Origin of the sequence: Vibrio nomapromontoriensis (assembly GCF_050337205.1) — a bacterium.
GTDB classification, from domain to species: Bacteria; Pseudomonadota; Gammaproteobacteria; order Enterobacterales; family Vibrionaceae; genus Vibrio; species Vibrio nomapromontoriensis.
In genome coordinates this window covers 112,425-125,812 of the sequence record NZ_JAKJSS010000016.1, presented here as the reverse complement: position 1 = coordinate 125,812, position 13,388 = coordinate 112,425, and the positions used below count along the sequence as shown (strand labels likewise).

General features: G+C 45.2%; 10 protein-coding genes. 4 read left to right on the top strand and 6 right to left on the bottom strand.

Features of this window, described 5'->3' with window-relative positions; translation table 11 throughout:
* Positions 1-47: 47 nt before the first annotated feature.
* On the bottom strand, positions 48-1,598 hold the full coding sequence (locus L4D05_RS19800; protein WP_428795041.1) for a sensor domain-containing diguanylate cyclase: 1,551 nt from the start codon (positions 1,596-1,598) through the stop codon (positions 48-50).
* 346 nt (positions 1,599-1,944) lie between these two features.
* Here L4D05_RS19800 and L4D05_RS19795 point away from each other — a divergent pair, with 346 nt between their 5' ends.
* The 3 genes from L4D05_RS19795 to L4D05_RS19785 all read left to right on the top strand — a co-directional run bounded on the left by L4D05_RS19795 (position 1,945) and on the right by L4D05_RS19785 (position 7,314).
* The gene (locus L4D05_RS19795) at positions 1,945-2,577 is read left to right on the top strand and encodes a DUF2760 domain-containing protein (protein WP_428795040.1); all 633 of its coding nucleotides are present in this window, start codon (positions 1,945-1,947) and stop codon (positions 2,575-2,577) included.
* A complete protein-coding gene (locus L4D05_RS19790) occupies positions 2,577-4,415 on the top strand; it encodes an Hsp70 family protein (protein ID WP_428795039.1) in 1,839 nt (612 codons plus the stop codon). The genes L4D05_RS19795 and L4D05_RS19790 overlap by 1 nt, the downstream gene beginning before the upstream one ends.
* Positions 4,416-4,512: 97 nt before the next feature.
* Entirely contained in the window at positions 4,513-7,314 is a 2,802-nt protein-coding gene (locus L4D05_RS19785; RefSeq protein WP_428795038.1) for an Hsp70 family protein, read from the top strand.
* A gap of 118 nt (positions 7,315-7,432) precedes the next feature.
* Here the strand turns inward: L4D05_RS19785 and L4D05_RS19780 are convergent, their stop codons facing one another.
* Both L4D05_RS19780 and L4D05_RS19775 read right to left on the bottom strand, forming a co-directional pair.
* A complete protein-coding gene (locus L4D05_RS19780; RefSeq protein WP_428795061.1) occupies positions 7,433-8,116 on the bottom strand; it encodes a ShlB/FhaC/HecB family protein in 684 nt (227 codons plus the stop codon).
* 161 nt (positions 8,117-8,277) lie between these two features.
* Entirely contained in the window at positions 8,278-9,402 is a 1,125-nt protein-coding gene (locus tag L4D05_RS19775) for an OmpP1/FadL family transporter (RefSeq protein ID WP_428795037.1), read from the bottom strand.
* A 145-nt stretch (positions 9,403-9,547) separates the two neighbouring features.
* On the opposite strand from L4D05_RS19775, the gene L4D05_RS19770 reads away from it, so the two are divergent.
* Positions 9,548-10,378, top strand: a complete 831-nt coding sequence (locus L4D05_RS19770) for a Crp/Fnr family transcriptional regulator (protein ID WP_428795036.1) — start codon at positions 9,548-9,550, stop codon at positions 10,376-10,378.
* 150 nt (positions 10,379-10,528) lie between these two features.
* Here the strand turns inward: L4D05_RS19770 and L4D05_RS19765 are convergent, their stop codons facing one another.
* The 3 genes from L4D05_RS19765 to rsuA form a co-directional block, all read right to left on the bottom strand.
* Complete coding sequence (locus L4D05_RS19765; RefSeq protein WP_428795035.1) at positions 10,529-11,185, bottom strand: DUF2913 family protein; 657 nt, start codon at positions 11,183-11,185, stop codon at positions 10,529-10,531.
* The gene (locus tag L4D05_RS19760; RefSeq protein ID WP_428795034.1) at positions 11,185-12,390 is read right to left on the bottom strand and encodes a Bcr/CflA family multidrug efflux MFS transporter; all 1,206 of its coding nucleotides are present in this window, start codon (positions 12,388-12,390) and stop codon (positions 11,185-11,187) included. Before L4D05_RS19760 ends, L4D05_RS19765 begins: the two co-directional genes overlap by 1 nt.
* Before the next feature lie 274 nt (positions 12,391-12,664).
* Positions 12,665-13,363 (bottom strand): 16S rRNA pseudouridine(516) synthase RsuA, encoded by a 699-nt coding sequence (rsuA, locus tag L4D05_RS19755; protein WP_428752508.1) that lies wholly within the window; start codon positions 13,361-13,363, stop codon positions 12,665-12,667.
* Positions 13,364-13,388 lie beyond the last annotated feature (25 nt).

Here is a 13,388-nt window from a genome sequence, read left to right as displayed (position 1 = left end):
GCAAAATCGCCTAAAGCTCGATAGCCCCTGGTTTAACTGGTTTAGAATCAAACAATATTGGCTTTATCTCGCCCTTGTTCTTTACTGATATAAAGCTGTTCGTCTGCACGGTTTAACAGCCTCTCTAAAGACTCACCACGATAAACCGCAGCACCAATACTTAAGGTGCAGCAAAATGTATTATCGATGCCCGGCCACTCTAATTTCCGCACACTTTCACAAATACCGTCTAAATAACGCTGCAATGGCGAGTAATCAATACAACGGCTAATCACCGCAAACTCATCCCCTCCTAAGCGGAACAACATGTCGTCTGGGAACGTGTTTTCTTTGATATGCACGGCAACTTGTATCAATATTTCATCGCCTACCACGTGACCGTATTGATCGTTAATTTGTTTAAATGAATCAACATCAATGATTGCAAGGGAAAAAGGCTTATGACACGCGATATGGTACTCCGCTAAACGGTTAAACGCCCTACGGTTATAGACCTCAGTGAGAGGATCTCGCTCGACTAAGTATTGTAAATCTCTCGTTCGACGATTGACTAATTTTGTCAGGCGTCGCTGTTCACGCAACATCAATTGCACGACATATCCGAGCAACAACGAAATAATGAAACCACCAGATGCAACGCACAATAAGATAAAAGAATCATTCGCTGACATGCCGCTGCCACGCTTAAACTGAATACTCCATTGGCGGTCATACAAGTCAATTACAACCGCATCTATCTCGCCATTGATACTGTCCCATGATTGATTGCGATACATAATAGGATCATCTTCAGCATCAAATCCCATGTCTACCACTTGAATGCCTACCGCCTGACCAATTGCCGTTCTGGCAACAATTTGTTGGAAATAGGCGGTGGTGCGAACCACACCAATCACGACCCCTCGCAGTTCTTTTCGTCCGGGCTCAAATACAGGATGATAAACTAGCATACCTTGCTTGGGGATCGAGCGGTCAAAACCATCCTGCAACAACCGAATCTTATCAGATAAACTTGGCTGGCCTGTTTTGATGGTATTCGTAATCACGCGACGAACTCGCTCTCTTGAAGAGTAATACCCTAACGCGCGAAGATTTGCGGTATTAACCGGGTAAATGTCGCTGGCAACATAAATCGGTTCATCATTGTCCAGAATGTAGCCCATTGTGACCGGTTTATCTTTCGGGACCGTATAAATTTCGTAACTCGGAAAGTGCTCCTTTACCCTAGCAACATGTGAATCAATCTGTTCTGGGTAAACCTTTTTCATCCATTGCATAGCGATCAAGCTACTTGAGCCGGCAATAATGGGCTGAGCAAACGATGAAAAACTGTTCCACGAATCTGGCGAAGTCGCATGATAAAAGCCGGCACCGGAGCCAATTAAACTCACGTCTAACATGACGAGTTCTTTTATATTCTCCGCCTGATTCTGTACTAAAAAGTCGAAATTAGATTTAGAAAGTTGCTGCTGTCCTTTATATACGAGGTGTGTAATAAAAATTGTAATCGCGATCCCGATGAAGAAAACAGCGACTGAGTACCGTTTTACACCACGGTCTTCCTTGTTTAACCCTATGCCCATTCTGACGTACTGCATTACTGACTCTATTATTGTTCTCAGTTTTAGAACTGATTTTTCTGATGTCAGTGTCGTTATTTTCATAACAATACCACTAAAAACTAGAAATACTGGTCATATCCAGACGTTGATTTCCAGTCTATGCACCAGATTTTACATCAGTTTTTTGTCCCACCTAATCTTTGCGTGCAAAAAATCAGCAAAGATCACTTAAAATTAATAAAACACCACTATCTGCTGCAATCTTCACCAACAAACTCACTTTCAAATGACATTATTGCGAAACCATCGCGCTAAGAGCCTTGATTATGCTAGACTTCGCCCCAAAGTTAGCAACTAATGACAGACACATAGAGAATCCCCTATGACCTTCGATCTAAATGTTATTCCTACCACCTTCGACATGCTGCATGCAGGCCTTGCTGCATCGAGCGTTTTGTTACTGGCAATTGCCGTTTCTCGCAAAAGCAAAGTCGTTGAAAAAGTGGTAGAGAAACCTATCGAAAAGATTATTGAGGTTGAGAAACCTGTAGAGAAAATCGTTGAGGTTGAGAAAATTGTAGAAGTCGAAAAAGTGATTGAGAAAGTAGTAGAAGTTGAATCCAAGCTTGCTACCGCATCAACAGATTCTGCTATGCAGTTACTCTCTCTCATGCAGCAAGAAGCGCGCATTATCGACTTCTTACAAGAAGACCTTACGTCCTTCTCTGATGAAGAAGTGGGAGCAGCAGCGCGTGTTGTTCACTCTGGCGGTAAAAAAGTGATTGGTGATTACTTTGTCCTTTCTCCTATTCGCAGTGAAGACGAAGAATCTCGCTTAACAATTGAAGAAGGCTTTAATCCACAAGCGATTCGTCTAACTGGCAACGTGACTGGCACAGCACCATTCTCTGGTATCCTAGTTCATAAAGGTTGGAAAGCAGATAACGTTAACCTACCTAAACTTTCAGAAAACTATGATGCGTCTATTATCGCACCAGCTGAGGTAGAACTATAATGGATCACAACGCTAAATACAGTGTTGGTATCGACCTTGGTACCACACATTGCGTCATGTCATTTGTTGACGCACAAGATGAAAATGCCTCCGTTGAAGTGATGGCGATTCCTCAATTAACCTCTCCGGGTACCGTTGAGAACTTAAACCAATTAGGTTCATTCTTGTACCAACCGCATGAGCATGAGCTCGGTCATGGTTCAAGAACGCTTCCTTGGACAGAGCACCCAAGCGCGCTTGTCGGCGCCATTGCCCGTAACCTTGGATCAAAAACACCGATCCGTTTGGTCGCCAGTGCAAAATCTTGGCTTTGCCACGGTGGTGTGAACCGCCGCGAAGACTTTTTGCCACAAGGTAGCCCAGAAGAAGTGACAAAAGTGTCACCTTTACGTGTCACCGAACTATACCTTGAGCACCTTAAAAATACTTGGAACCATGCCCACCCTGAGGCTTTGCTAGAAGAGCAGGACGTGACGATCACAGTGCCTGCATCATTCGACCCAGCCGCTCGCGATCTTACCGCTGAAGCTGCTCGTAATGTTGGTCTAATGCATTTAACGCTTCTTGAAGAGCCACAAGCGGCACTTTATAGCTGGATTGATAATAGCAATGACGCATGGCGTGATGAAGTTGAAGTCGGCGACATTGTATTAGTGGTTGATGTGGGTGGTGGTACTACCGATTTATCACTCGTTGCGGTAACAGAAAACGACGGTAACTTGAACTTAGAGCGTGTCGCGGTCGGTGAACATATCTTGCTTGGCGGTGATAATATGGATCTCGCTTTAGCTTATCGCCTTAAGATGAAGCTTGCGCAAGATGGCAAAGAGTTACAGCCTTGGCAAGTTCAAGCGATGACGCACGCTTGTCGTGATGCCAAAGAAGCCCTACTTAACGATGGGGAGCTTCAATCGGTACCGATTGTTGTTCCTAGCCGTGGTTCTAAGTTACTTGGTGCAACGTTAAAGACCGAACTGACTCAACAAGAAGTGCAGCAAACCTTAGTGGATGGTTTCTTCCCACAGGTGGGTATTCAAGAGCACCCAGTGCAACGCTCTCGTGGCGCTTTGACGCAAATGGGCTTGCCGTACGCACAAGATGCCGCTGTTACGCGCCATATTGCTGCATTTTTAAGTCGTCAGAGCAATGCTGCGGATCAAGCATTTGCCGGTATGCCTGGCATGCCAGCAGAACCTGAGTTTATTAAGCCAACTGCCGTGTTATTCAATGGTGGTGTACTTAAGTCGTCTCTGTTGTCAGACCGTCTCTTTAGTACGATTAACAGTTGGTTGACCTCAGCTAATGCAAGTTCAGCTAAAATGTTAACTGGGCTCGACTTAGACCTAGCTGTTGCAAGTGGCGCAGCCTACTATGGCAGTGTTCGTCGTGGACAAGGCGTTCGTATTCGTGGTGGTATCGCATCCAGCTACTACATTGGTATTGAGAGTGCGATGCCTGCAATTCCAGGAATGGCACCACCAATGGAAGCACTTTGTGTTGCTCCATTTGGTATGGAAGAAGGTAGCAGTGTCGACGTACCAAGCCAAGAGTTTGGCTTAGTTATCGGACAACCGGTTCACTTCCAGTTCTTTGGTTCGACAATACGTCGTGAAGACGATGCTGGCTTACATCTTGATTACTGGAAACCAGAAGAGCTAGAAGAATTACCTGAAATTCAAGTCACTCTGCCAGTATCAGAAGGAAGAAGCAGTGGCGAAGTCGTACCTGTTACCCTATCTTCTCGAGTTACCGAACTAGGAACGTTATATCTTGAAGCTATCGCATCAGATAACGGTCAGAAATGGCATGTCGAATTCGACGTGCGCGAAGATGTTTAGTATCAAGCTAGGCAGATTTGATTTCTGATAAACTTCTATTTCAAACGGCACTTTTTAGTGCCGTTTGTCTCTTCTCCTTACCTGATTGGAGCGTATCATGGCCTCTTCTCAATATTTAGTCGGTATCGATTTAGGTACAACCAATACCGTTGTCGCATTTTGTGAAATTCAAGATGACCTCTCCAACGCCCCAGTAGAATTGTTTGAAATTGATCAACTTGTGGGACCCGGAGAGGTAGTGAGAAAACCACTACTGCCATCTTTTCGCTATCATCCTGCATCACAACAAATATCTGATGCCGATTTAACGCTTCCTTGGGAACACTCACCCATTTCTGGTGACCTTACTAAAGTCATCATTGGTGAATGGGCACGAGAGCTAGGCGCAAAAGTCGAGGGGCGCCAAGTATCCAGCGCCAAGAGCTGGCTTTCACATCAAGGCGTTGACCGCGAAGACGATATTTTGCCTTGGGCCGGTGCTCCCGATGTGGAGAAGGTCTCTCCCGTTATTGCCAGCGCGAGTTATCTCAACCATATCCGTCAAGCATGGAACCATCGTCATCACTACAATAAACTAGAAGATCAAGATGTCGTCATCACCGTCCCTGCTTCGTTCGATGAAACTGCGCGAAAGCTCACCTTAGAAGCGGCAAAACGTGCGGGCCTACCACGAGTCCACTTACTCGAAGAGCCTCAAGCCGTTTGTTACGACTGGTATTCGAGACATAAAGAGACCGCATCCCAAGAGTTAGCACAAATACCACTGATGCTAGTCTGCGACGTAGGTGGGGGTACCACCGATTTAAGCCTCATTGAAGCTAAACATGATGAGGATGACAATCTACAACTTAACAGGATTGGCGTTGGCGAACACCTAATGCTGGGGGGAGACAATCTTGACCTCGCCCTCGCCCATATGGCAGAGCAACGATTCAATCAGAGTAAAAAACTCAATGCGGCAAGTTTAACCAAGCTCATTCAACAAACCCGTAAAGCCAAAGAAACCTTACTATCTGACTCTGCGCCTGACGAGATGAAAATCACCATGCTCGGCAGCGGCTCACGTCTGATTGGTGGCACAAAAAGCGTGTCAATTAGTCAGCAAGAGGTGCATCAAATTGCCTTAGATGGTTTTTTCCCGACAACTGAATTTGGCGACCTTCCCGATAAAAAGCGCAGTGCTGTGGTTGAATTTGGCCTACCTTACGTTGCAGATCCTGCAGTTAGTAAGCACGTTTCAGAATTCTTGCACCTGCATCAAGAGGTGGCAAAAGAAGCCTTAAACGACGGCAGTGAACCCGCTATACCTGTCGGGATTTTATTGAATGGTGGTGTGTTCAACAGCCCGTTGATCACCAAACGTCTTGTTAACCTTATCGAAGGTTGGAAAGGCGCGCCTGTTACCCTACTCAATAACCCGCATCCAGATTGGTCAGTTGCCTTAGGCGCCGTTGCCTTTGCAAAAGCACGCCGTGGCGCTCAGCTCAAAATTGGCGGCGGTAGCGCCCGCTCCTACTTCCTACATTTACAAGAGAAAAACAAATCTGGACAAGCGTTGTGTTTGCTGGCTAAAGGCACCGATGAAGGACAAGAAATCCGTCTTTCTGGCCGCCGATTCTCGCTGACTTTGGGAGAGCCAGTAAGGTTTAACCTGCTAACCTCAACCCATGATTTCTTTGGGCAGCATCAAAAAGTCCAAAATGGTATTTTGGTCAACATTGACCCTGACCAGTTTTCACCGCTTCCGCCCCACATTAATACGTTACAGGGTGACAATATCACTCTTGCAGAAAACCAAAAGCAGCGGGTTGAAGTTCAGCTTGCCTGCCAACTCACAGAAGTGGGGACGCTTAAAGTTGAGTGTGTTAACGTCAGCGATGAACAACAGCGATGGGAGCTTGAGTTTGAAGTACGCAATAAGCAAGCCGATCAGGAGCAAGTCAATGCTCACCCGGGGTTAGAAGCTTCTCAAGCGCTGGTTTCTCGACTCTACAGTGGCAATAAAAATAGTGCTGACACCAAGGAAATCAAAACGCTAGGTAAAGAACTAGAAAAGAAACTGGGGAAAAAAGAAGCGTGGGACTTCCACTCTCTTCGTTCGCTAGTCGATACCTTTACGCTTGGTCGTAAGCGTCGTCGCCGGTCTGAACAACATGAGAAAAACTGGTTACGTCTGACGGGGTTTTGTATGCGCCCCGGCTTTGGGGACGCGACAGACTCTTGGCGCATGGAGCAGCTATGGGGCGTTTATCAACAAGGGATCCAATTCCAAAATAACCAAGGTTGGAGTGATTGGTGGGTCTTTTGGCGCCGCGTTTCAGGTGGACTGAATGAAGAACAGCAAGAAGTCATCCTTAGCGATATAGCGAAATACCTCCACCCCGGAGCCATGAAAAATGCCAAGTCGTTCCAAACTGCTAAGGATAAGGGCTATGAAGCCATGGTTCGCCTATCCGCTAGTTTAGAAAACCTCTATGTCGATGACAAAGTGTTGTTAGCGAGTTGGTATTTAAGCAAGATAATTAACCAACCACAGTTCTTGCAAGCTCACTGTTGGGCATTGGGTCGCTTGGGGTCGCGTACGCCTCTCTATGGCAGCCAGCACAATGTAATCGCCAGAGAACAGGTTGAACAATGGTTACCTAAATTGCTTGCGCTTGATTGGTCGAAAGAGTCAATGATTGGTTTTGCTTGTGTTTTAATGTGCCGTAAAACTGGCGATCGCTCGCTCGACATCGCAGATGACTATCGCGAACAAGTATTAACCAAGCTTCGCCAAAGTAAAGCACCAGATAGCTGGTTGTCGTTAGTTTCTGAGGTTCAAACATTGTCTGAATCCGATTCCAAACGAGTATTCGGTGACGCACTACCCGTTGGACTGCAACTCATTAAGCAGTAACGCCAATAAGCACTAAGTTCAATAAAAAGAAAGTTCAATAAGCACTAAAATCAATAAGTAGAAATAGAAAAAACAGCGGCTTTGACTACTCGTCATAAGCCGCCGTTCTTTTCACTCACTAAAACTCGTAACTCACTGACCCTGCAAGTTTATTATTGGTGCCATAATCGTCTTCGGCTAACACGCCAAAGAAGTTAAACGAGGTATGGCGACTGAGCTTATAACTGAGTCCCAGTCCGCCCCAGTAACTGCGATAATTGTTTGAACCTATCGAACCACCAGCAAAGCTCAGTACACTCCAATCAGTGTCCTCAATAGGACGAACACCAAACATCCCTAAGTATGCGCCATGTGTTTGGCTACGCATCAGCACAAATTCATTTTCAACCTCTTCTGACGGCACCGCCATTTCCCCATCGTTATAGCTATAACCGGCCATAGGAAAAAGCATCCAACCCGCGGGTGCGATATCAAAATAACTCAGCGGTATGTATGTCCCTATACTGTAATTATTTCTATAACTCTCGTGCTCATAGTCGGTACGGCTGAAGTTAAAATTGACGATACCTAACTCAAATAGCCACGATCCACCCAATCTCCACTCACCGGTTTCGTTATAGCGAGCATTAAGCATTCTCGCGTCATCTAAACCAATGGAACCAGAAACAAACGAAGAGTCTGAATACCCCGCCCCAACTTTGGTGACAATTTTGGTCGGATCTTCATGGTGTTTTTCATCTGCAGATACACCGCTTGCCACCAGCAACGCGAACACCACGCCAAATCCGACAGTTTTAAGCATATAACGGAGCGCAAACGTAACATAATGGAGCGCTAATTTTTTTCTCATTACTGATTTCTTTCTCATATACCTTGGCGTAAAAACAAAAATGCCCTTCACTCAGTGAAGGGCTCAACCGTTAACAGATTCGCTCTTGAATCCTGTCTACAGTTCTTTATCGACTAGTACGCGTAACTGACGCTAATAACGTGAATTCGATTGGTATCTACACTGCCTGAAAAATAATCCAAACTTTCCGCGCTATAATTAACATCTTGCGTACCCATATGGCGATATTGGTAGGCAATACCAATACGGTCTCCGTTTGAACGAGTTTTCTCCGCTCCAAGACCTAATGACCAATTGGCGCCTATCGGCAAAGCTGGCGTCATGTTTTCAGCGTCATACATTTTCGAGTCGTAACGAACCCCGGCTTGATAAGTCCAGTCACTTTGGGAATACGCCAGCGCGGTACCTACGCTGTATACATCATTGGCTTTATCATCAAAATCAGACCATAGCTCTACGCCAGTCATGGCTTTAAACGTCAGTTGTTCAGAAATCTTGTGCTGTACACCTACGTCAAATCGCGAGGGCCACGTTGCTGAATCTAATCGCATCTCTGTTCCAGAAATACCAATATCACTCAAATCATGCTTAACACGGTGCTTATAGTTAGCGGACAAGAAAGTCGACTCAGACAGATCGTACATGGCAGATAACATAAAGCTTGCGGCGGTAGAATTGCCTTCATTGTCAATGTGTGCATTAGCAGTAGAGTCGATAGAGGTCATCAAATGCTGAACCACCACCGCCCCACCTAAAGACAAATTGTCGCTAGCTTGGTAGCCTGCAGAAAGGTGTAGATTTAGCGCCTCTTGTGAGATGGAATTAATCTGTTCATAGCCAATTAGTCCGCCACTGTAATCCATACCCAGACCGCCATCGCCATGTAGCGAGGCACCCAGCACCCAACTGTCATTGACACGCTGAGCGTACGCTAGGCTCGGGACCAATGAGCGGGTTTTACCATTGCTAGAAAGGGATTCATCGAACTCATTTTTTCCATTATGCTCTGTGTAGGCATCCAAATATTGAGCGCCCACAGACAAGCTCGAATCTGTTATCGACGTTAATCCAGCAGGGCTCGTAATGGCGGCGCTAGCATCAATACGGTTAGAAACGTTCCCCACACCAGCAGAAGAGACACTATCAAACGTCGCCACTTCATGAAGCAAGATGCCCCCTGCAAATGAAGAAGAGGAAAATACAGCGAGTAACGCGATGGATAAATTGTTTTTTTTCATCGATGGGGACTCAATTAATTAAATTGTGCCCATCCTAGCCAAAAGCCCCTTACCACTTTGCACTCTTAGTGCAATGTAACCAAATAGCTCGAAACAAATAGCCCGAAACAAATAGCCCGAAAATCAGCAAAACGTTTATTTTCGTGTGATCAAGTTCAATTGGGCGCCAAGACACATAAGCCGTGGTTATATTTCATATAACCCAAACCCAATACATCTCACCGTCGTAGCGGATTATAATGACTCAACACCTGCCCTATCTAGCTATCCACCTCCTCTAGATAAAGGGCAAGAGCAAAGACCAGATCAGAGGCCGTTAATGAACGTTCAGCATGCCCTTCAATGTCACTATCACATCACATCATCATTAGCAGATAAACTGTTGGATAAAGGTAAAGTGGTGACTATTCCGAAAGGTAAGTTTTTGTGTTTTCAGGATCAGCCAACTGACGAGATTGTTATTCCCTTACGTGGCGTGCTTGGGTTCTGTCCTACCATAGACGAGGGAACGACGCTAAGTTACAACCTAATTACTCCGGGTATTGTGGTTAATGATGTTCCTCTTATCTTGGGGCAAAGCACTCAATCTGACATTCAAGCGATGACGGACTGCAAAGCCTTAACACTGCCTTTTCCTGTGGTCGAAGCACTATTAGAGACGTGCTGCGAGTTTTCAAAAATGCTTAATCTATCATTAGCGAAAAAACAACGATTTTGTTTAACGCTATTTCGGCTTCGCGGGGAAAAGAACGCACAATTAAAAATCCAGCTTGCCATGCAAGCCATTACAGAGGTAACTAGTGATGGCACGGTTCCATTAAACATCAGCACACTAGCATCATTGCTGAATATGTCTCGTAACACCGTAGGGCGACATATCAGTCAAGCTATCGTGGCAAAACAAGTGACCAAAATTGATATTGGTTATCGCCTGGTTGCTCCAACCACAACCAACACCACACAACTGGTTGCTTAATACTCTGCCTTGCCCTTCACATACAAGTGAGGATTCGCACAGCGGCGCAGTAGCAATGGTTAGCGGTAATTCTGATGCCATTTACAACAAAGGCCTAGCGAAACCGCTAGGCCTTTGTTATTCACAGTAGATTGGCTAGAGAGCGCTGTATTATTTAGCGACAAAAGACAGCGGGATCTCAACCAATTGAGGTCCTTGGTTCATTGGATACACTAAATACTCGCCATGGTACTTAACCTTGGATTTGTAATCAGTACGTTTGTGCAGCATAAAGCCTGCTTCATACGCTTTAGTAATAAACTCGGCATGGTTGCCACGAACAAACCAGCTCATTGGTTTGACTAATTTTTCACCATCAAAGCAGTCATCACACTGGTTTGCACACAAAGCAAATGAATTTTGACCGTCGGTAAAGAATTGCACCTTACTTCCATCCGTTAGGATTTCTGATGTAGTGACGCCCCAATCCGCCTGCTCCATTTGCTCTAAGAACGTTTCGATCATCGCATCAGTGACAACTTTGGTTTCGGCACCAAAGAATTCATTGTAATAGGCAGCAATACGACGGAACGTCGACTCTAGCATGGCATCATTGCCTTTAGAGCGCCCCATTTTTTGCCATCGGATGATATCGGGAGCAACCACTTTATGAAAACGCTGCGATTTAATACTTTTCGTTACCCAACGTAGTAAAAACAGGTTGTTTGACGTTGGTGAATCAATCACCTTTCCACTTTGATGCCCTTGACTTAGTTCTTCAAGTGCACTGTTTACCACGTTTTGAATTTCTGAATAATACTCAGACATTATGCTTTTTTTCCTAGTGTCCAATATAAGCCGGCGGATAATACCGAACAAATAGTCATTAATACAATCATTGGCCAAATTGTTCCTGCGGGGAGCATTGCGACAATTGCGCCTACCACCGAACCCGTGCCAAATCTCAATGTTCCTGCTAGCGAAGAAGCGGTGCCTGCCATTGTTGGGTAACCGCTAAGCAACAGCCCCATCGAGTTACTACCAATCGTAGACAACGTCCCAATAAATAGCATCACAAATGGCACAATTCCCCAGATACCCAAATCTAAAAAGCCACTTGCTAACAGCCCTAGCCCGGCAAACAATTGCACACTCAGACCAAACTTTAGCATGCCATGTAGCCCGACCTTTTTAACCAAACGACCATTGATGCTGGTCATGATAATCATGGTCACGATGTTCAAACCAAACAAATAGCCAAATTGATCAGGCGTGACTCCGTAGATATCGATGTAAACGAAGGAGCCTGCGGTTAAAAATGCAAACATACCAGCAAATGAAAATGCACCAGAAAACATTAAGCCCATGGCGACTGGGTTTTTGCATAAACGGGCATAATTTCTAAGGGTAGTTCTAAATCGTAACGGTTGGCGATTTTCCGGTGCTAGCGTTTCTGGGATTTTCCATAGTACCGCAGCAATAACGACGACCGAGAATGCCGTTAGCAACCAAAAGATCGAGCGCCAGCCAAACCAAATCGCTAAATGACCACCGATCATTGGCGCGACTAACGGCGCTAAGGTAATCACCAATGTGACAAACGACATGGTGCGAGCAAAGTCTTCTTTGTCGAACATGTCTCGAACTATGGCTTGAATAATAACGGCAGCAGCGGCACCGGCAAAACCTTGCGCCGTTCGTACTAACGTCAGCGACTCAATACTCGTTGTTGTCGCGCTCACCGCAGAAGCAACACCAAAAAAGAACACGCCAAACAGCAAAATCGGTCTACGACCAAAACTGTCGGCGAGTGGACCATGTAAAAGCTGACCAAGGGCAAAACCGGCGGTGTAGACCGTTAGCGTGATTTGTACTGCACCAGCATTAACGCCAAAATCTTTGGCAATGGTTGGCATCGCAGGTAGATACATATCGATGGCGAGCGGGGTTAACGCACCAATTGCCCCAAGCACTAGAAATAGCAATAAACCTAATTTGGGTATGTCGGGTTGCGTTCGTAATTCAGAACTCATGTAGCTCCTAGGTCATAGCGCTATTATCCTGCAATCCTTGCATTCAAATGCACTCTAAAACTCAATCACTCCGAATTGAGTTAACCATTTACCGTTATCTGCGAAAGAGGATTACCCAAGAGGCTAGGCCCAAAGCAATAATATACAGACACTAACAATAGAATAAGTGTCATGCTGATGAAAAGGCATAACACTTATTACTCACATGACAATTTACCAGTACTACAGTGTCAGGAAGGATGGATTCACTGCAGCGATAATGCTTTATGTTTTATTACTTTTTCCAGATTGAGTCCACTTCTTCTTGAGTAAGATAACGATACTCGCCAAGTTCTAACTCTTCATCTAACTCAATTTCACCAATTCGTTCACGGTGCAGGGCTTCTACTTTATTGCCAAGCGCAGCAAACATACGCTTCACTTGATGATATTTACCTTCATGAATAGTTAGCAGCACTTCTTTTTCTGCTCTCACTTCTAAGTGAGCAGGTAACGTTAGTCCTTTTTCACTGCGAAGCTGAATGCCTTCTTTAAACTTCTCGACATAATCCTCTTCAACTGGCTCATCAAGCCACACGCGATAGGTTTTTTCGCATTTATGCTTTGGTGAAGTAATTCTATGTGACCATTGACCATCATCGGTGATCAAAACAAGGCCAGTGGTATCCACATCTAAACGCCCAGCAAAATGTAGCGCGTCCATTTTAATTTCATCAAGCAGCTCAAATGCCGTTTGATTGGATCCATCTTCATGAGAACACACAAACCCTTCAGGCTTGTAGAGCATAATGTAACGAGGGCCTTTAACCGTGATTTCACGCTCTTGCCATTCTACGCAGCACTGCTCGCTCACCTTAACGGAACCACTCTTTTTGATTTCGCCGTTAACCGTCACTTCCCCTTTTCGTAAAAGGATGGTTGCTTCTCTACGGGTGACACCTAACGAATCACACAAAAATTTATCTAAACGCATGAATACCTCAATCTGATTAAGTTCG

Bases quoted from the DNA above. Each gene is read 5' to 3' on its own strand.
- L4D05_RS19800 (WP_428795041.1), bottom strand. From the start codon at position 1,598: ATGCAGTACGTCAGAATGGGCATAGGGTTAAACAAGGAAGACCGTGGT.
- L4D05_RS19795 (WP_428795040.1), top strand. From the start codon at position 1,945: ATGACCTTCGATCTAAATGTTATTCCTACCACCTTCGACATGCTGCAT.
- L4D05_RS19790 (WP_428795039.1), top strand. From the start codon at position 2,577: ATGGATCACAACGCTAAATACAGTGTTGGTATCGACCTTGGTACCACA.
- L4D05_RS19785 (WP_428795038.1), top strand. From the start codon at position 4,513: ATGGCCTCTTCTCAATATTTAGTCGGTATCGATTTAGGTACAACCAAT.
- L4D05_RS19780 (WP_428795061.1), bottom strand. From the start codon at position 8,116: ATGCTTAAAACTGTCGGATTTGGCGTGGTGTTCGCGTTGCTGGTGGCA.
- L4D05_RS19775 (WP_428795037.1), bottom strand. From the start codon at position 9,402: ATGAAAAAAAACAATTTATCCATCGCGTTACTCGCTGTATTTTCCTCT.
- L4D05_RS19765 (WP_428795035.1), bottom strand. From the start codon at position 11,185: ATGTCTGAGTATTATTCAGAAATTCAAAACGTGGTAAACAGTGCACTT.
- L4D05_RS19760 (WP_428795034.1), bottom strand. From the start codon at position 12,390: ATGAGTTCTGAATTACGAACGCAACCCGACATACCCAAATTAGGTTTA.
- rsuA (WP_428752508.1), bottom strand. From the start codon at position 13,363: ATGCGTTTAGATAAATTTTTGTGTGATTCGTTAGGTGTCACCCGTAGA.